Source organism: Bradyrhizobium genosp. SA-3, from assembly GCF_004212635.1.
Taxonomy (GTDB): Bacteria; Pseudomonadota; Alphaproteobacteria; order Rhizobiales; family Xanthobacteraceae; genus Bradyrhizobium.
On record NZ_PSRT01000008.1, the window covers coordinates 18,385 to 35,174 of the forward strand.

General features: G+C 64.7%; 19 protein-coding genes and 1 pseudogene. 14 read left to right on the plus strand and 6 right to left on the minus strand.

Annotated features, from left to right (window positions below; translation table 11 throughout):
- Positions 1–127: 127 nt before the first annotated feature.
- From coxB to CWO91_RS03900, 9 genes and pseudogenes are all read left to right on the plus strand, one after another.
- Entirely contained in the window at positions 128–967 is an 840-nt protein-coding gene (coxB, locus tag CWO91_RS03860; RefSeq protein WP_130212312.1) for a cytochrome c oxidase subunit II, read from the plus strand.
- 87 nt (positions 968–1,054) lie between these two features.
- On the plus strand, positions 1,055–2,671 hold the full coding sequence (gene ctaD, locus CWO91_RS03865) for a cytochrome c oxidase subunit I (protein WP_130212313.1): 1,617 nt from the start codon (positions 1,055–1,057) through the stop codon (positions 2,669–2,671).
- 59 nt (positions 2,672–2,730) lie between these two features.
- A complete protein-coding gene (locus tag CWO91_RS03870) occupies positions 2,731–3,675 on the plus strand; it encodes a heme o synthase (protein WP_130212314.1) in 945 nt (314 codons plus the stop codon).
- 7 nt (positions 3,676–3,682) lie between these two features.
- On the plus strand, positions 3,683–3,847 hold the full coding sequence (locus CWO91_RS03875; protein ID WP_018644977.1) for a hypothetical protein: 165 nt from the start codon (positions 3,683–3,685) through the stop codon (positions 3,845–3,847).
- Between the two features lie 5 nt (positions 3,848–3,852).
- Entirely contained in the window at positions 3,853–4,491 is a 639-nt protein-coding gene (locus CWO91_RS03880) for a cytochrome c oxidase assembly protein (RefSeq protein ID WP_130212315.1), read from the plus strand.
- A 79-nt stretch (positions 4,492–4,570) separates the two neighbouring features.
- A pseudogene (locus CWO91_RS03885) lies at positions 4,571–5,466 on the plus strand (cytochrome c oxidase subunit 3).
- Positions 5,467–5,565: 99 nt separating this feature from the next.
- Positions 5,566–5,967, plus strand: a complete 402-nt coding sequence (locus tag CWO91_RS03890) for a DUF983 domain-containing protein (protein ID WP_130212316.1) — start codon at positions 5,566–5,568, stop codon at positions 5,965–5,967.
- Positions 5,964–6,716, plus strand: a complete 753-nt coding sequence (locus CWO91_RS03895; RefSeq protein ID WP_130212317.1) for an SURF1 family protein — start codon at positions 5,964–5,966, stop codon at positions 6,714–6,716. Before CWO91_RS03890 ends, CWO91_RS03895 begins: the two co-directional genes overlap by 4 nt.
- A gap of 114 nt (positions 6,717–6,830) precedes the next feature.
- Complete coding sequence (locus CWO91_RS03900) at positions 6,831–7,196, plus strand: nuclear transport factor 2 family protein (RefSeq protein ID WP_130212318.1); 366 nt, start codon at positions 6,831–6,833, stop codon at positions 7,194–7,196.
- Here CWO91_RS03900 and CWO91_RS03905 read toward each other — a convergent pair.
- Positions 7,193–8,533, minus strand: a complete 1,341-nt coding sequence (locus CWO91_RS03905; protein ID WP_130212319.1) for a histidine kinase — start codon at positions 8,531–8,533, stop codon at positions 7,193–7,195. The genes CWO91_RS03900 and CWO91_RS03905 overlap by 4 nt on opposite strands.
- Positions 8,534–8,619: 86 nt before the next feature.
- On the opposite strand from CWO91_RS03905, the gene CWO91_RS03910 reads away from it, so the two are divergent.
- The 5 genes from CWO91_RS03910 to CWO91_RS03930 all read left to right on the plus strand — a co-directional run bounded on the left by CWO91_RS03910 (position 8,620) and on the right by CWO91_RS03930 (position 13,939).
- Positions 8,620–9,264 (plus strand): response regulator transcription factor, encoded by a 645-nt coding sequence (locus CWO91_RS03910; RefSeq protein WP_091885239.1) that lies wholly within the window; start codon positions 8,620–8,622, stop codon positions 9,262–9,264.
- A 549-nt stretch (positions 9,265–9,813) separates the two neighbouring features.
- Positions 9,814–11,232, plus strand: coding sequence for a threonine synthase (gene thrC / locus CWO91_RS03915; protein ID WP_165405214.1), 1,419 nt, complete (start codon positions 9,814–9,816; stop codon positions 11,230–11,232).
- Positions 11,229–12,518 (plus strand): M16 family metallopeptidase, encoded by a 1,290-nt coding sequence (locus CWO91_RS03920; protein WP_130212321.1) that lies wholly within the window; start codon positions 11,229–11,231, stop codon positions 12,516–12,518. Before thrC ends, CWO91_RS03920 begins: the two co-directional genes overlap by 4 nt.
- Before the next feature lie 36 nt (positions 12,519–12,554).
- Positions 12,555–13,142 (plus strand): GNAT family N-acetyltransferase, encoded by a 588-nt coding sequence (locus CWO91_RS03925; protein ID WP_130212322.1) that lies wholly within the window; start codon positions 12,555–12,557, stop codon positions 13,140–13,142.
- Positions 13,143–13,288: 146 nt separating this feature from the next.
- Positions 13,289–13,939 (plus strand): hypothetical protein, encoded by a 651-nt coding sequence (locus CWO91_RS03930; RefSeq protein ID WP_130212365.1) that lies wholly within the window; start codon positions 13,289–13,291, stop codon positions 13,937–13,939.
- Positions 13,940–14,133: 194 nt separating this feature from the next.
- On the opposite strand, the gene CWO91_RS03935 is transcribed toward CWO91_RS03930, so the two are convergent.
- The 5 genes from CWO91_RS03935 to CWO91_RS03955 form a co-directional block, all read right to left on the minus strand.
- Positions 14,134–14,619, minus strand: coding sequence for an ATP F0F1 synthase subunit B (locus CWO91_RS03935; protein WP_130212323.1), 486 nt, complete (start codon positions 14,617–14,619; stop codon positions 14,134–14,136).
- 5 nt (positions 14,620–14,624) lie between these two features.
- Positions 14,625–15,191, minus strand: a complete 567-nt coding sequence (locus CWO91_RS03940; protein ID WP_130212324.1) for a F0F1 ATP synthase subunit B — start codon at positions 15,189–15,191, stop codon at positions 14,625–14,627.
- Positions 15,192–15,256: 65 nt separating this feature from the next.
- Entirely contained in the window at positions 15,257–15,487 is a 231-nt protein-coding gene (locus CWO91_RS03945) for a F0F1 ATP synthase subunit C (protein ID WP_007599451.1), read from the minus strand.
- A 53-nt stretch (positions 15,488–15,540) separates the two neighbouring features.
- Positions 15,541–16,290, minus strand: coding sequence for a F0F1 ATP synthase subunit A (locus CWO91_RS03950; protein WP_128936811.1), 750 nt, complete (start codon positions 16,288–16,290; stop codon positions 15,541–15,543).
- Between the two features lie 108 nt (positions 16,291–16,398).
- On the minus strand, positions 16,399–16,773 hold the full coding sequence (locus CWO91_RS03955) for an AtpZ/AtpI family protein (protein WP_130212325.1): 375 nt from the start codon (positions 16,771–16,773) through the stop codon (positions 16,399–16,401).
- Positions 16,774–16,790 lie beyond the last annotated feature (17 nt).

Genomic DNA, 16,790 nt, shown 5'->3' on the forward strand with positions numbered 1-16,790 from the left:
GATCTGGCCCCAATCCCTCTTAGAGGTATTCTTGTGCGGCGGTTTGTCAGACGGGCGGATCGAATAAGCGTTTCCCGGAAACAGGGGAATGCACGTGGGGTGATTTCGTAAGGGGAGCGCGAACGGCATGAGGATGTCGATGGGCCGGATGGGCCGGCAGTTGCTGGGATTGGCCGTGGCGGGTCTGACGCTGGCGACGGGCGGTGTGGCATTCGCCGAGCTCGGGCAACCGGCGCCGTGGGAGTGGACGCTCCAGCAATCCGGCTCGCCGGTGATGGACAACATCGTCTGGTTCCACAACTTCCTATTGGTGCTGATCACCCTGATCACGCTGTTCGTCCTGGCGCTGCTCGTGGTCGTGGTCATCAAGTTCAATGCGAGGGCCAATCCGGTGCCTTCGCGGACCACCCACCACACGCTGATCGAGGTGGTGTGGACCCTGGTTCCGGTGCTGATCCTGGTCGGCATCGCGGTGCCGTCGTTCCGCCTCCTGTTCCTCGAGCTCGATGTGCCGAAGGCGGATCTGACCGTCAAGGCGACGGGCAAGCAGTGGTACTGGTCCTATGCCTATCCTGATAACGGCAAGTTCGAGTTCGACTCGCTGATGGCCCAGGACAAGCAGCCCCGCCTGCTCGGCGTCGACAACGAGATGGTGGTGCCGGTCAACAAGGTGATTCGGGTCCAGACCACGGGCGCGGACGTCATCCACGCCTTCGCGCTGCCGGCTTTCGGCGTCAAGATCGACGCCATTCCGGGGCGGCTGAACGAGACCTGGTTCAAGGCCACCAAGACCGGCATGTATTACGGCCAGTGCTCGGAACTGTGCGGCAAGGATCATGCCTTCATGCCGATCGCGATCCGCGTGGTCAGCGACCAGGAGTTCGCCTCCTGGGTCGAGACGGCGAAGAAGAAATTTGCGAGCGGCCGCACCAGCACCTACGCCTCCGCGGCCGGCCCGACGCAGTAAGCGCCGGGCGAAGGCTCGAGGGACTGAAAGCGACATGAAGGGCGGGACCGCGTAAGGTCCGAATGGGACGCAAGGCAGGATTTGAAAATGGCAACGAGCGCAGCGGCACACGGCGATCACGCGCATCATGACGAGCACGCCCATCCGACCGGATGGCGGCGCTACGTCTATTCGACCAACCACAAGGACATCGGCACGATGTACCTGATCTTCGCGGTCATCGCCGGCGTCATCGGCGCCACGATGTCGATCGCGATCCGGGCCGAGCTGATGTATCCGGGCGTGCAGATCTTCCACGAGACGCACACCTACAACGTCTTCGTGACCAGCCACGGCCTGATCATGATCTTCTTCATGGTCATGCCCGCGATGATCGGCGGATTCGGCAACTGGTTCGTGCCGCTGATGATCGGCGCGCCCGACATGGCGTTCCCGCGCATGAACAACATCTCGTTCTGGCTGCTGCCGGCCTCCTTCGCGCTGCTGCTGATGTCGACCTTCGTCGAGGGCGAGCCGGGCGCCAACGGCGTCGGCGCCGGCTGGACCATGTATGTGCCGCTGTCGAGCTCCGGTCATCCGGGCCCGGCCGTCGACTTCGCGATCCTGTCGCTGCATCTGGCGGGCGCCTCGTCGATCCTCGGCGCCATCAACTTCATCACCACGATCTTCAACATGCGCGCGCCGGGCATGACCCTGCACAAGATGCCGCTGTTCGTGTGGTCGATCCTGGTGACGGTGTTCCTGCTGCTGTTGTCGCTGCCGGTGCTCGCCGGTGCGATCACCATGCTGCTGACCGACCGCAATTTCCACACGACGTTCTTCGCGCCCGACGGCGGCGGCGATCCCGTGCTGTTCCAGCACCTGTTCTGGTTCTTCGGCCACCCCGAGGTGTACATCCTGATCCTGCCCGGCTTTGGCATGGTCAGCCAGATCGTCTCGACCTTTTCGCGCAAGCCCGTATTCGGCTATCTCGGCATGGCCTACGCCATGGTCGCGATCGGCGGCATCGGCTTCGTAGTGTGGGCACACCACATGTACACGGTCGGCATGTCCTCGGCGACGCAGGCTTATTTCGTCGCTGCCACCATGGTCATCGCAGTCCCGACCGGCGTGAAGATCTTCTCCTGGATCGCCACGATGTGGGGCGGCTCGATCGAATTCCGCGCGCCGATGATCTGGGCCGTGGGCTTCATCTTCCTGTTCACGGTCGGCGGCGTCACCGGCGTCGTGCTGGCGAACGCGGGCGTCGACCGCGTGCTCCAGGAGACCTACTACGTCGTCGCGCACTTCCACTACGTGCTGTCGCTCGGCGCGGTGTTCGCGATCTTCGCCGGCTGGTACTACTGGTTCCCGAAGATGTCCGGCTACATGTACAATGAGTGGCTCGCCAAGCTGCACTTCTGGGTCACCTTCGTCGGCGTCAACCTGGTGTTCTTCCCGCAGCACTTCCTCGGCCTGTCGGGCATGCCGCGCCGCTACGTCGACTATCCCGACGCGTTCGCGGGCTGGAATCTGGTCTCTTCGGTCGGTTCCTACATCTCAGGCTTCGGCGTCTTGATCTTCCTCTACTGCGTGATCGACGCTTTCGCCCGCAAGGTGCCGGCGGGCGACAATCCGTGGGGTGCTGGCGCAACTACCCTGGAATGGACGCTGCCCTCGCCGCCGCCCTTCCACCAGTTCGAAGTGCTGCCCCGCGTGCAGTAAGCCATCGTCCGCGGCGCCTGTGACGGGCGCCGCGGCTGTTCACGAAGCGAGTTGATTAAGTGTCCGTCCTCGACCACAACGCCATCGACATCAATCCCCGCATCTCCGAAGCGGAGGTCGGCGATTACATCGCGCTGCTCAAGCCGCGGGTGATGTCGCTGGTGATCTTCACCGCGCTGGTCGGGATGGCGATGGCACCCGGGTATTTCCACCCCGTGCTGGCGATCACCTCGCTGCTCTGCATCGCCGTCGGTGCCGGCGCCTCCGGCGCGCTCAACATGGCGCTCGAAGGCGACATCGACGCCAAGATGTCGCGCACGGCGAACCGGCCGATCCCGCGCGGCCGCATCACCCGTCCCGAGGCGATGGCGTTCGGCATGACGCTCGCTTTCTTCTCGGTGATGACGCTCGGTATCCTCGTCAACTGGATCGCGGGCGCGCTGCTCGCCTTCACCATCTTCTTCTACGTCGTGATCTACACGATGTGTCTGAAGCGCTGGACCGCGCAGAACATCGTGATCGGCGGCGCCGCCGGCGCGCTGCCGCCGGTGGTGGCCTGGGCCGCCGTGACAGGCACGGTCGACGTCGAGCCGCTGCTGCTGTTTGCCATCATCTTCTTCTGGACGCCGCCGCACTTCTGGGCGCTGGCGCTGTTCCGCTCCGACGATTACGCCCGCGCCGGCATTCCGATGCTGCCCAATGTCGCCGGCCCCGACGCGACGCGCCTCCAGATCCTGCTCTACACCATCGTGCTGATCGGGGTCGCCGCGGCGCCCTGGGCGCTCGGCTATTTCGACGCCATCTACGGCATCGTCTCGCTGATCCTTGGTGCCGGCATGCTGGTGCTCGCCATCAACGTCTACATGCGCCGCGAGCGCAGCCAGTCGCTGCGCGCGACCCGCAAGCTGTTTGCCTTCTCCATCCTTTATCTGTTCGCGCTATTCGCGACTTTGCTGGCCGAGGTCGTGTTCCGGGCGCTTGCTCCGATGGCATGGGGCGCATGAGGCAGGGATGGCCGACAAACCCGAGCCAGATGGAATCGTCCTCACCGAGGCGCAGAAGAAGAGCCGTCGTCAGCGCTCGATCGCGATCGCGCTCGCGCTCGGCGTGCTCGTGGTGCTGTTCTTCGCCGTCACCATGGTCAAGGGACCGGCAGTTCTAGTGCGACCGATGTAGGAAAGATGGATCACGAGCCGACCATATCGGAGGACGTCAGCGCCAAGCCGGCCAAGCGCCGCGGGCTGGGTCGCGATGTGGTGGTCGCCTCGATCTGCGGCGGCGTGGTGGCGCTGATGGTGGGGGCATCCTACGCGGCGGTGCCGTTCTACAACTGGTTCTGCCGCGCCACCGGCTTCAACGGCACCACCCAGGTCGCGACCTCCGCGCCGGCGACCGGCCCGATCGCGCGAAAAATCTCGGTGCGTTTCGATTCCAACGTCGCGCCCGGCCTGCCCTGGAAATTCGAGCCCGAGCAGAGCGAGATCGAGGTCAATATCGGTCAGGTCACGACGGTCTACTACACCGTGACCAACCAGGCCGCGCGCACCACCGCGGGCCAGGCCGCCTATAACGTCGCGCCGCTGACGGTCGGGTCATACTTCCAGAAGATCAACTGCTTCTGCTTCACCGAGCAGACCATGGCGCCCGGCGAGAAACGGGAGATGCCGGTCGTGTTCTACGTCGATCCGTCGATCGCCGACGACCACGAGAATGACGGGCTGAACACGATCACGCTGTCCTACACGTTCTATCCGGTGAAGGATCCCGTGGTGAAGCCGCTGGCATCCGGCGAAGGCGACAAACGCAAGGGAAATCTCTGATCGCCGGGCTCACGACTCGGGGGTTGGACACAAGGGGATAAGTGCCTGATAGGCACGGGATTGAGGAGAGAGACCGCATATGGCAACGGCGCACACCAAGCATCACGACTATCATCTGGTCGATCCCTCTCCCTGGCCGGCGTCGGCTCGCTGTCGGCCTTCATCATGGCGGTCGGCGCGATCGCCTGGATGCACCACATGTTCTCGGCTGCGCCGATCGTGTTCGGCGTCGGCACCGTCGGCGTGCTCTACACCATGGCGAGCTGGTGGGGCGACGTGATCAAGGAAGCCCAGTACAAGGGCGACCACACCCGCGTCGTGCAGCTCCATCACCGCTACGGCATGATCCTGTTCATCGCGTCCGAGGTGATGTTCTTCGTGGCCTGGTTCTGGGCTTATTTCAACGCGGCGCTGTTCCCCGCCGACGCCGTCCATGCCACCCGCGATGCGGTGTTCGGCTGTGGCCTCGGCACCCAGGCCGGCGCCTGCTCCGTTCCCGGCACCTGGCCGCCAAAGGGCATCGAGACCTTCGATCCCTGGCATCTGCCGCTCCTGAACACGCTGATCCTGCTCACCTCCGGCACCACCGTGACCTGGGCGCACCACGCGCTGCTCGAGAACGATCGTCAGGGCCTGAAATACGGCCTGATCCTCACCGTCGTGCTGGGTGCGCTCTTCACCTGCGTGCAGGCCTATGAGTACAGCCACGCGGCGTTCTCGTTCGGCGGCAACGTCTACGGTGCGACCTTCTTCATGGCGACCGGCTTCCACGGCTTCCACGTGCTGGTCGGCACCATCTTCCTGCTGGTCTGCCTGATCCGCGCCTATGCCGGCCACTTCACGCCGAAGCAGCATCTCGGCTTCGAGTTCGCCGCGTGGTACTGGCACTTCGTCGACGTGGTCTGGCTGTTCCTGTTCCTCTGCATCTATGTCTGGGGACAGGGCGCCGAGACCATGGCCCACGGTGCTCACTGAGCCGGTGAGGCAGATGATCAGAAGGGGCGGCCGCTGGGCCGCCCTTTCGCTTTCCGGCCGCCGGAAGCTTCGGCGGAAACTGTGATAGAGTTTGCCATCATGAACGACACCGCCGGCCCATCCGAGTCTGAAACCACCGTCCTGCAAAGCGCGCTGCGTGGGCTCGCCTGCAAATGTCCGCGCTGCGGCCAGGGCAAGCTCTATGCGGGCTTCCTGACGCTCGCGCCTCGCTGCGACCGCTGCGGGCTCGACTACGCTTTCATCGATAGCGGTGATGGTCCGGCGATCTTCATCATCATGCTGGCCGGAGCGATCGTGGTCGGCTGCGCGCTTGTCGTCGAGGTCAAGTATCAGCCGCCCTTCTGGCTGCATGCGGTGCTCTGGCTGCCGCTGATCCTCGCCACCACGCTATTGCCGCTGCGCGCGATGAAGTCGCTGCTGATCGCGCTGCAATTCCACCACAAGGCGGCGCCGGGCCGGCTCATCGACCGCGCGAAATGAACGGGAGTGTGCGCAAGCCTCGCGTGGCCGGCTTTGCGCTGTTCACGTTGCTCCTGACGGCCGTCTTCGTCGCACTCGGCATCTGGCAATTGCAGCGCCGGACAGCCAAGCACGAGCTGATCGCCGCTCTCACCGAACGGCTTGCAGCCGCGCCGGTCGCGCTGCCGGCGCCCGCGCAATGGGCTGCGCTCAATCCCGCGCGCGACGAATTTCGCCGCGTCAGCTTCACCGCAATCTACGCAGCCCTGCCCGATGCGATGGTCTATTCATCCGGCTCGGCCGTGCGCAAGGACGCCGCCGGCCCCGGCACCTGGGCGTTCCTGCCGGCGCGGCTTCCGAGCGGCGAGATGGTCGTGATCGATGCCGGCTTCGTGGAGAACACGATGCAGGATCGCAGCGTCGAGGATCGCGCGGTGAGGCAGCTCGTCACGGGTCAGCCGGTCGTGCTCACCGGCTACCTCCGGTTCCCGGAACCAGCAGGCTGGCTGACACCGGCGGAGAACCGCGACAAGCGGCTCTGGTTCGTGCGCGATCATCGGGGAATCGCGAGCGCGCTCGGCTGGGGGACGGTCGCGCCGTTTTATGTCGACCTCGAGCAGCCGATGCCCGAGAACGGCATTCCACGTCCCGGTCCGCTCGACCTGCATTTGAAAGACGATCACCTGCAATACGCCATCACTTGGTTCACGCTCGCAGGCGCCCTGTTGATCGCTTTTGCGGTGTGGGCGAAGGGGCGGCGGCCGAGCTGAATTTGTCCGTAGATCCACGAGGGAACCCGGTATCGCCCGGGCTTTACCGTTCAGCGCATATTCACGAGTGTAGCCCTAAGCGGCCAGTGCTTGTCTGCGGCAGAGGATTGCAGCGTGAGTGATTTCGATCAGATGGGAATTGTCGTCGATTGGGTGGACGCCTGTCGGAAGGGCGACCTCACGTCGCTGCTCGATCTCTATGCCGACGACGCCCAGCTCGAGTGCATGTGCAACGGCATGCACCGATATTGCGGCCGGAGCGAGCTCGAAGCCTATTGGCAGCCGCGCCTCAGCGCCTTCGCGTCAGTGGGTTTCGGACTGGAGGAGATCCATCCCGCGCCGCATGGCGTCGAACTCGAATATTCCGTCGCCGGCGCGCTGCACATTCATGCTTCGTTTCGCTTCAGCCCCGAAGGCAAGATCCGCAGCACGCTGTGCGCGCCGGCGCGGCAGAGCGCGCATGCCGGTTGCGCGTGCTAGCCTGATGATGGCGCATCCCGCGTCGTCTCGACCGGAAGACGGCAGCGTACATAGGTTCGGTCATCCGCGCGCAGCAGTGACAGCGATCCGCTGAGCGCGCGCACGCGCTCATGCATGCCGGTCAGGCCCCGGCCGAAGACGTTGCCGGCGGGAAAGCCACCGCCATCGTCGGAGATCTCGATGAGGAGCGTCTCGCCTGCGACGGTCGCCTGCACATGGGCATTGCCGGCTTTGGCATGGCGTAGCACGTTGGTGAGTGCCTCCTGGATCACGCGATAGACGGTCTGGGCCAGCGGTCCGTCGATCCCGTTGAGACCGGGATCGATCGTGGCCGTCAGGCCGATATGCGGTGACTGCTTGCGAAAGTTTTGCAGCAGTGTCTGCACGCTGGTCGCGAGGCCCAGTTCCTCGATATAGAGCGGTCGCAGCCGGTCGAGAATACGGCGGTTGGTCTGCTGGAGCGCCTCGACCGATTGCAGCACATCCTGCGCCGAATTGCCGAGATTTCCTGCAGGTGAAGATGCCTCGATCAAGGCGATCGTCCCGGCGCGGATGCTGAACAACAGCGGCCCGAGTTCGTCATGCATCTCGCGGGCGAGATCGCGCCGCTCGTCATCCTGGAGCGACACCAGGCGGTGCAAGAGGTCGCGATTGTCCGCGCTCAATTGCGCCAGCGTTGCGGCCAGCGCGTTGGCCTCCTCGCAGCTCTGCCGGATCTCCGACGGACCGGCGACGGGAATCGGCGTTGCGTAGTCGCCGCGCCGTATCCGCGTGAGCCCCTCGCCGAGATTTCGCAGGGGCCGCAGCGCCGATCCCGCGAAGACATAGGCGATGGTGCCCGTGAGCACCGTGAGCGCCAGGACGAGGCAGATCAGCGCGAGAAAGCCGATCCATTTCTCGAACAAGTCGGCCGACAGGTCCGGGAGGAAGACGAGATCTCCTACACGCCTGCCGTCGATGATCACCGGGGACGCCGCGTCCGTCTCCGGGATGACAAGCAGCTCGATGAACCATTGCGGCACGCCATGCAGGTTGCGCAGGCCGCCTTTCGGGGAGGGCGCGGGACCCTCCTCGGCGGCGCGGAATTGGATATCGGAGGAGGTACCCAATGAATGGACAAAGGCATCGAGTGTCTGCCGTGGATTGTCCGACGCGCGCAGGGTGTTGTTGAGCGCGGTGGCGATTGCCCGGGGCAAACGCTGGCGCGGCTCATTCTCCTCAGCGAGCTGGCCCCCTGCGAAGGTCTGAAGCAGCATGCCGCCCAGGACCAGTGCCGCGAGAAGGCTCGCGCCGAGCGGAAGAAACAATTGCGTCCGGAATGAGAGCCGTTGCCACATTAGGTCAATTCTAACGTGTTTTGGTGGGAATCTCTCTTTCCATTTGTTCCCGCCGGTCTATGAGTCGAAAAACAAGAGAGCGCGCGATGCAAGATACCGCCAGACCGGCGACCAGGGTCCTGATCGTCGACGACCATCCCGTGGTGCTGTCCGGTTGTCGCACCCTGTTCGCCTCCGACCACTCGATCCGTATCGACGAGGCGACCGACGCCAAATCCGGGCATCGCGCCTATGTCAGCAAGCGTCCCGACGTCACCGTAATCGACATCAGCCTGCCTGATGTCTCCGGATTCGAGCTGATGCGACGCATCCGCAAGGACGATCCGGGCGCCAAGATCATCATGTTCAGCATGAATGACGATCCGGCCTTCGTGGTCCGGGCGGTCGAGCTTGGGGCGCAGGGCTATGTCTCCAAGGGTGACGATCCCAGGATCCTGCTGAAAGCGGTGCGCAAGGTGGTCGCCGGCGACAATTTCATCTCGCCGCAGCTTGCGGAAGCCGTGACGTTTTCAGGCGCGGCGATCAAGGCCAATCCAGCCTCGCAGATGACGCCGCGCGAGCTCGAGATTCTCCGCCTGCTCGGACGCGGCGACAAAATCGTCGAGGTGGCCGAGGCGCTCGGCATCTCCTACAAGACCGTCGCGAACACCACGTCCCTACTCAAGCAGAAGCTCGGGGCCAAGAACCATTCCGATCTGATCCGGATCGCAGTGGAAATCGGGATGAATTGATCTCCCGCCAACGACCGAACCGGCTGCTCCAGGATGCAGCGGTTCGGTCGACGGATCGGTGTCGCCATCGGTCGGGCAATGCATGGGCACAATGGCCGGCACCCTCCGCCGACCCAATCGGTCGCCACGGCATTGGTTCCTCAGGCAGGTCGTAGGTTCGGGAAAGAATGGCAATATGGAGCAAGTTGTTGCTCCAATCCGCGATAGAATGCCCTGAGCGCGCCGGGAAAAACAGGAACATCTTCCGTCGCGTGCCGTTTTGGCTCTTGACGATTTGACGACAGCTGACGAAAGCTTGGGCGAACAGTTTTAGCGGGTCAGGGGACCCGACGAGGCAAACCGGTCTGCACACAACGACAGACCTTCCAAGAGAAGGGCTGCGGCAACGCCGCAGCCCTTTTTCATTGAGCAACGGGAGCGACCGGAAGCGGTTTCCCGATGCCGCAAAACACTTTATGGTGGCCCAAAGCCTCTGGCTGTTAACAAGTAGTTTCGTAAAATCAAAGGCTTACGAGCGAGCTCAGGCTCGGTCGGCCTTTGGAGGGCAGTTTGACTCGTTATATCTCGACCCGGGGCGAGGCCCCCGAACTCGGCTTCTGTGACGTGATGCTGACCGGGCTCGCCCGCGATGGCGGCCTGTATGTGCCGGCCAGTTGGCCGCAGCTTTCGGCGCAGACGATCGCCAGCTTCTTCGGCCGTCCCTATTGGGAGGTCGCGGTCGACGTGATTCGCCCCTTCGCCGGCGGCGAGATCACGGACGCCGAGCTTGGCCGTATGGCCAACGAGGCCTACGCCACCTTCCGCCATCCCGCGGTGGTCCCGCTGCGCCAGATGTCGCCGCATCAGTTCGTGCTGGAGCTGTTCCACGGCCCGACGCTTGCCTTCAAGGACGTGGCGATGCAGCTGATCTCGCGGCTGATGGACCATGTGCTCGCCAAGCGCGGCCAGCGTACCACCATCGTGGTTGCGACCTCCGGCGATACCGGCGGCGCCGCGGTCGAAGCCTTTGCGGGTCTGGAGAATGTCGACCTCATCGTGCTGTTCCCGCACGGCCGCATCTCAGAGGTCCAGCAGCGGATGATGACGACGACGGGTGCGGCCAATGTGCACGCGCTCGCCGTCGAAGGCACCTTCGACGACTGCCAGGCGCTCGTGAAGGGGATGTTCAACAACCATCGCTTCCGCGATGCGACCTCGCTGTCCGGCGTCAACTCGATCAACTGGGCGCGTATCGTTGCCCAGGTGGTCTACTATTTCACCTCGGCCGTCGCCGTCGGTGCACCGGCGCGCGCGGTGGATTTCGTCGTGCCGACCGGCAATTTCGGCGACATCTTTGCCGGCTACGTCGCCAAGCGCATGGGCCTGCCGGTGCGCACGCTGCGCATCGCCGCCAACGTCAACGACATCCTGGCCCGCACGCTCAAGACCGGGATCTACGAGGTGCGCGAGGTGCACGCCACGGCGTCGCCGTCGATGGACATCCAGATCTCCTCGAATTTCGAGCGGCTGCTGTTCGAGGCCGGCCGGCGCGACGCGGCCGGTGTGCGTCGCCTGATGGATTCTCTGAAGCAGTCCGGGCGCTTCGTGCTGCCCGATGCGACGCTGGCCGCGATCCGCGGGGAGTTCGACGCAGGCCGCGCCGACGAGACCGAAACCGCGGCTGCGATCCGCGCCGCCTGGCGCGAGGCGGGCGAGCTGGTCGATCCGCATACCGCAGTGGCGCTCGCGGTCGCCGACCGCGACACCACCGACACGACGGTCCCGAGCATCGTGCTCTCCACGGCCCATCCAGCCAAATTCCCCGACGCGGTCGAGGCGGCCTGCGGCCAGCGGCCGCAATTGCCCGCCTGGCTCGACGGATTGATGACCAAATCCGAGCACATGAAGGTGATGAAGAACGATCAGGCCGAGGTCGAGCGGTTCGTGCTGTCGGTCAGCCGCGCCGCAAAGCAGGGAGTTGCCGGATGAGCGTCGAGATTTCCAAGCTTGCCTCCGGCCTGACCGTCGTCACCGACAAGATGCCCCATCTCGAGACTGCGGCGCTCGGCGTCTGGGCCGGCGTCGGCGGGCGCGACGAGAAGCCGAACGAGCACGGCATCTCGCATCTTCTGGAGCACATGGCGTTCAAGGGCACGACCAAGCGCTCCTCGCGCGAGATCGTCGAGGAGATCGAAGCGGTCGGCGGCGATCTCAATGCCGGCACCTCGACCGAGACCACGTCCTATTACGCCCGGGTGCTGAAGGCCGACGTGCCGCTCGCGCTCGACGTGCTCGCCGACATCCTCGCCAATCCCGCTTTCGAGCCGGACGAGCTGGAGCGCGAGAAGAACGTCATCGTGCAGGAGATCGGGGCTGCGCAGGACACACCCGACGACGTCGTGTTCGAGCATCTGAACGAGCTCTGCTATCCCGACCAGCCGATGGGCCGTTCGCTGCTCGGCACCGCCAAGACGCTGCGCGGCTTCAACCGCGACATGCTCCGCGGCTATCTGTCGACGCATTATCGCGGGCCCGACATGGTGGTGGCCGCTGCCGGCGCGGTCGATCACAAGCAGGTTGTCGCCGAGGTCGAGAAGCGTTTCGCGAGCTTTGAAGCGACGCCGGGACCGAAGCCGCAATCCGCCCAGTTCGGCCAGGGCGGCGCCAAAGTGGTGCACCGCGAGCTCGAGCAGGCGCATCTGACGCTGGCGCTCGAGGGGGTGCCGCAGACCGATCCGTCGCTGTTTTCGCTCCAGGTCTTCACCAACATTCTCGGCGGCGGGATGTCGTCGCGGCTGTTCCAGGAGGTGCGCGAGAAGCGCGGCCTCTGCTACTCCATCTACACCTTCCACGCGCCCTACACCGACACCGGCTTCTTCGGCCTCTACACCGGCACCGATCCCGCCGACGCGCCGGAGATGATGGAGGTCGTGGTCGACATCATGAATGATTCGGTGGAAACCCTGACCGAGGCCGAGATCGCGCGGGCCAAGGCGCAGATGAAGGCGGGCCTGTTGATGGCGCTGGAGAGCTGCTCGTCCCGTGCCGAGCAGCTCGCCCGGCATGTGCTGGCCTATGGCCGGCCGCAGACGGTGCAGGAGCTGGTGGCCCGAATCGACGCCGTCAGCGTCGAATCGACCCGGGATGCCGCGCGTGCGCTGCTTTCGCGCAGCCGCCCTGCGGTCGTCGCATTGGGCAGCGGCAGGGGGCTGGACACGGCGGTGTCTTTTGCGGAAGGATTGACCCGGGCGCGCGCCAAGGCTCGGCTGCATTAGGAGCCGCGCAGGGGCGCCGCCCCCGGAAGCATCACCATGGCCCTCTTTCGCCTGCCATCCAGTGGACCCGCCGCACTCGCGCCGCGCGGCAACGGGTTGCTGCTGCGCGCTCCGCAGATGTCGGATTTCCTGCAATGGGCTCACTTGCGCGAAAGCAGCCGCGACTACCTCACTCCCTGGGAGCCGATCTGGCCCTCGGACGACCTCACCCGGTCCGGCTTCCGCCGCCGTCTGCGCCGCTATTCAGAGGACATCGCCGCGGATCGTTCCTATCCCTTTCTGATCTTTCGCGAGCTCGACGGCGCCATGGTCGGCGGCATCACGCTGGCCAATGTCCGGCGCGGCATCGTACAGGCCGGCACCATCGGCTACTGGATTGGGCAGCCCTACGCCCATCGCGGCTACATGACCGCGGCACTGCGGGTGCTGCTGCCGACGCTGTTCGGCGAGCTCAACCTGCACCGGGTCGAGGCCGCCTGCATCCCCACCAATGCGCCGTCGATCCGGGTGCTGGAGAAGTGCGGCTTCTCCCGCGAGGGGCTGGCGCGCCGCTATCTCTGCATCAACGGGATCTGGCAGGATCACCTGCTGTTCGGCCTGCTGCATGAGGATTTTCGCGGCTGAGCCGCCACCTCCTGCGGCCAAAGTCTTGATCGTCCCGCCTTGCTTGCTGCCGTAATTTACCTGCCTTGGGTTCGCCGATTTTGGCGATATAACGGCGCGGGCCGGCCTGCGATCGGCCGGAATGCTGTCATGGAGTATGGGTGTCGATGGTGAAGGAGCTTCGGTCATCGCGGAATGCGTTGCGGCAGGGGACGGCGGTCGCGCTGGCGTTGTCGATTGCGCTCGCGTCCGTTTCGCCGGTGGCGGCCCAGTCCTTGAGCGACCGCTTCAAGAGCCTGTTCGGCGGCAAGTCTGACGAGCCGGCCCAGCCCAAGCCGGCGCCCGCGCCCGGCCAGCCAGCCGATGACGACGTCGATTGCCCGCAGGTCACCGTGCGCGCCGGCGCCTCCACCTATGCGGTTGGCGCTGGCGGCAAGCCGGCCGTCGGTAATGAGATCCGCTTCCAGGCTACGATCACCAAAATGGCGCGCGAATGCGCCCGGAGCGGCGGCGATATCACCGCCCGGATCGGAATCCAGGGCCGTGTCATCGCCGGTCCCGCCGGCGCGCCTGCGACGGTCGAGGTCCCCTTGCGTATTGCCGTGGTGCAGGGCGGCGTCGGCGAGAAGGTGATCGCCTCGAAGGCCTACCGGACCACGGTCGAGATGTCGGAGGGCGGCAGCGTGCCCTTCACCTTCGTCGCCGAAGATCTGGCCTACCCGATCCCCTCAGCTGCGGTCGCCGATTCCTACATCTTCTATGTCGGTTTCGACCCGCAGGCGCTCTCGCCCGAGCCGAAGGGGCGGAAGAGGAAGTAGGGTAAGGCTCGTGCCCCGGACGCAGCGCAGCGCTTCTTAGCGGTGCGCTGCAGAGCCGGGGCCCACGACGCGGCACAACTGGGTCCCGGCTCAGCGTCGCGTCATTGCATGCCGCGCCGCGTCCGGGACATCTTTCAGACAACAAAAAAGCCGGCGCACATCGCGCCGGCTTTTTGTTTGGTGAAGGCAAAATCTCAGTTCAGCTTCTGCCGAACCTCGTTGATGCCCTTGGCGAGCAGGTCGTCGGCGACCTGGCCCTTGACCGACTGCGACAGGATCGCCGAGGCGGCCTGGACGGCGGCTTCGGCGGCTGCGGCGCGGACATCGGCCAGCGCCTGGGCCTCGGCGAGCGCGATCTTGCTCTCCGCGGTCTTGGTTCTGCGGGCGACGAAGTCTTCCATCTTCGCCTTGGCGTCGGCCGCGATGCGCTCGGCTTCGGACTTGGCATTGGCGATGATGTCGGCAGCCTCGCGCTCGGCCGCGGCACTGCGCGCCTTGTAGTCGGCGAGCACCTTGGCTGCCTCCTGCTTGAGACGTGCGGCGTCGTCGAGCTCGGCCTTGATGCGGTCGGCACGATGATCGAGCGCGGTCATCGCCGTCTTGAAGATCCCGAGATAGCCGAACACGACCATCAGGATCACGAAGGCGACGGCGACCCAAAATTCAGGTTCGAAGAACATCTCGACTAACCCTTCAAGGACGCATCGACCGCGGCATTGACCGACGCTGCGTCGGGAACGACGCCGGTGAGCTGCTGCACGATCTGGCCTGCCGCATCCGCCGCGATGCCGCGGACGTTGCTCATGGCGGCAGCGCGGGTCGAGGCGATGGTCTTCTCCGCCCCGGCGAGCTTGGCCGCCAATTGCTCTTCCAGCGCCTTGCGCGCGGCGTCCGCCTGCGCATTCGCCTTGTCGCGGGATTCGTTGCCGATCGCCTGTGCCCGCGTGCGCGCCGAAGCGAGCTCGCTTTCATAGGCCTTCAGCGCCGCGTCGGACTGGTCCTTCAGCTTCTGCGCTTCGGCGAGGTCGCCCTCGATTTTGTTCTGCCGCGCCTCGATCGCACCGCCGATGCGCGGCAGAGCGAGCTTGGACACGATCACGTAAAGCAGGACGAAGAAGATCGCGAGCGACACCAGCTGTGAAGCAAAGCTGCTGCTCTCGAACGGCGGAAAACCGCCACCGTGGTGACCACCGTCAGCCTCGGTGTGAGCGCCCGCCGCCGGACCTTTTGCGCCGCCATGACTCTCAGCCATGGAGTTCTCCTGTTGCTGTCACGCGCGCCGTCCCAGGGGCTGGAACGGCGCGAAAAACGTCGTCCTCAGAGCGGAACGAACAGCAGCAGCAGCGCGATCAGCAACGAGAAGATGCCGAGCGCTTCGGTCACGGCGAAGCCGAAGATCAGGTTGCCGAACTGGCCCTGAGCGGCCGACGGATTGCGAACCGCCGCGGCGAGGTAGTTGCCGAAGATCACGCCCACGCCGACGCCCGCACCGCCCATGCCGATGCACGCGATGCCCGCGCCGATAAGTTTTGCTGCTGCCGGATCCATTTTAGACTCCTTGGAAGAAAGATTGCGTTGTGGGTGGAAATTCCCCGGACCGCTCAGTGTCCCGGATGAATGGCGTCGTTGAGGTAGATGCAGGTCAGGATCGCGAACACGTAAGCCTGGAGGAACGCGACCAGGATCTCGAGCGAAGTCAGCGCGACCGTGAGCGCCAGCGGCAGCACGCCTCCGACCCAGCCGACGGCGCCGAGCGAGAAGCCGAGCATGGCGACGAAGCCCGCGAACACCTTCAGCGCGATGTGGCCGGCCAGCATGTTGGCGAAGAGACGGACGCTGTGGGAGACCGGCCGCAGGAAGAACGACAGGACCTCGATGAACATGACCAGCGGCAGGATGTAGATGGGGACGCCGTGGGGAACGAAAATCTTGAAGAATTTCAGGCCGTTCTTGTAGACGCCGTAGATCAGGACGGTGAAGAACACCAGGAGCGCGAGCGCCGCGGTGACGATCAGGTGGCTCGACACCGTGAAGGTGTAGGGGATGATGCCCACCAGGTTCGAGACGCAGATGAACATGAACAGCGAGAAGATCAGCGGGAAGAACTTCATGCCTTCCGCGCCGGCCGTCGAACGGATGGTCGAGGCGACGAATTCGTAGGAGATTTCAGCGACGGACTGGAGGCGCCCGGGAATCAGCTGCGTGCCGCTGGCAAGCATCAGGATCGAGATGATCGCGACCGCCACCAGCATGTAGAGCGACGAATTGGTGAAGGCGATCGTATGATTGCCGATATGGCCCAGGGTGAAGAGAGGCTCGATGTTGAACTGGTGGATCGGGTCGATTTTCATCAGCGCGGCATCTCTTGGTCTGCCGGGCAATGCCGGCGGGTCTCGGTCTGCCGGCCCGGCCGGCCCGTACCGGCGAGCCGGCACGATCATTCCTCTCCTGGGGATCGCTTAAGAACCACCGCGCCTGTTTTGACCCGCGCCCGCCGTTCTCACCACATTCACCACGCCGGCGACGAAGCCCAGCAGCAGGAACACGATAAATCCGAAAGGCGACGTCGACAGCAAGCGGTCGAACCCCCAGCCAATCCCCGCTCCGACAACGACGCCGGCGACCAACTCCGAGGATAACCGGAAACCAAGCGCCATCGCCGAGGCTCTGGCCGCTCCGTCGTCACCGTCACCTGCGGGTTGCTCGGTCTTGCTCCGCCGGTCCCGAAGTTCGGACAACCGCTGATCAAGACTTCCGAGCCGTTCGGAAAGCGCAGCTTCCTCGGACGATTTATCGCGATCTCCATTCTCACCGTGTCCCGTGCCCTGTGTCATGCAACGAAGACCCGAAA

What these genes read in the sequence shown, in the direction of transcription:
- CWO91_RS03880 (WP_130212315.1), top strand. Translation starts at nt 3,853, where the DNA reads ATGGATCACGAGCCGACCATATCGGAGGACGTCAGCGCCAAGCCGGCC.
- CWO91_RS03935 (WP_130212323.1), bottom strand. Translation starts at nt 14,619, where the DNA reads ATGTTCTTCGAACCTGAATTTTGGGTCGCCGTCGCCTTCGTGATCCTG.
- coxB (WP_130212312.1), top strand. Translation starts at nt 128, where the DNA reads ATGAGGATGTCGATGGGCCGGATGGGCCGGCAGTTGCTGGGATTGGCC.
- CWO91_RS03920 (WP_130212321.1), top strand. Translation starts at nt 11,229, where the DNA reads ATGAGCGTCGAGATTTCCAAGCTTGCCTCCGGCCTGACCGTCGTCACC.
- CWO91_RS03875 (WP_018644977.1), top strand. Translation starts at nt 3,683, where the DNA reads ATGGCCGACAAACCCGAGCCAGATGGAATCGTCCTCACCGAGGCGCAG.
- CWO91_RS03895 (WP_130212317.1), top strand. Translation starts at nt 5,964, where the DNA reads ATGAACGGGAGTGTGCGCAAGCCTCGCGTGGCCGGCTTTGCGCTGTTC.
- CWO91_RS03945 (WP_007599451.1), bottom strand. Translation starts at nt 15,487, where the DNA reads ATGGATCCGGCAGCAGCAAAACTTATCGGCGCGGGCATCGCGTGCATC.
- CWO91_RS03925 (WP_130212322.1), top strand. Translation starts at nt 12,555, where the DNA reads ATGGCCCTCTTTCGCCTGCCATCCAGTGGACCCGCCGCACTCGCGCCG.
- CWO91_RS03905 (WP_130212319.1), bottom strand. Translation starts at nt 8,533, where the DNA reads ATGTGGCAACGGCTCTCATTCCGGACGCAATTGTTTCTTCCGCTCGGC.
- CWO91_RS03940 (WP_130212324.1), bottom strand. Translation starts at nt 15,191, where the DNA reads ATGGCTGAGAGTCATGGCGGCGCAAAAGGTCCGGCGGCGGGCGCTCAC.
- CWO91_RS03950 (WP_128936811.1), bottom strand. Translation starts at nt 16,290, where the DNA reads ATGAAAATCGACCCGATCCACCAGTTCAACATCGAGCCTCTCTTCACC.
- CWO91_RS03890 (WP_130212316.1), top strand. Translation starts at nt 5,566, where the DNA reads ATGAACGACACCGCCGGCCCATCCGAGTCTGAAACCACCGTCCTGCAA.
- CWO91_RS03930 (WP_130212365.1), top strand. Translation starts at nt 13,289, where the DNA reads ATGGTGAAGGAGCTTCGGTCATCGCGGAATGCGTTGCGGCAGGGGACG.
- ctaD (WP_130212313.1), top strand. Translation starts at nt 1,055, where the DNA reads ATGGCAACGAGCGCAGCGGCACACGGCGATCACGCGCATCATGACGAG.
- CWO91_RS03910 (WP_091885239.1), top strand. Translation starts at nt 8,620, where the DNA reads ATGCAAGATACCGCCAGACCGGCGACCAGGGTCCTGATCGTCGACGAC.
- CWO91_RS03955 (WP_130212325.1), bottom strand. Translation starts at nt 16,773, where the DNA reads ATGACACAGGGCACGGGACACGGTGAGAATGGAGATCGCGATAAATCG.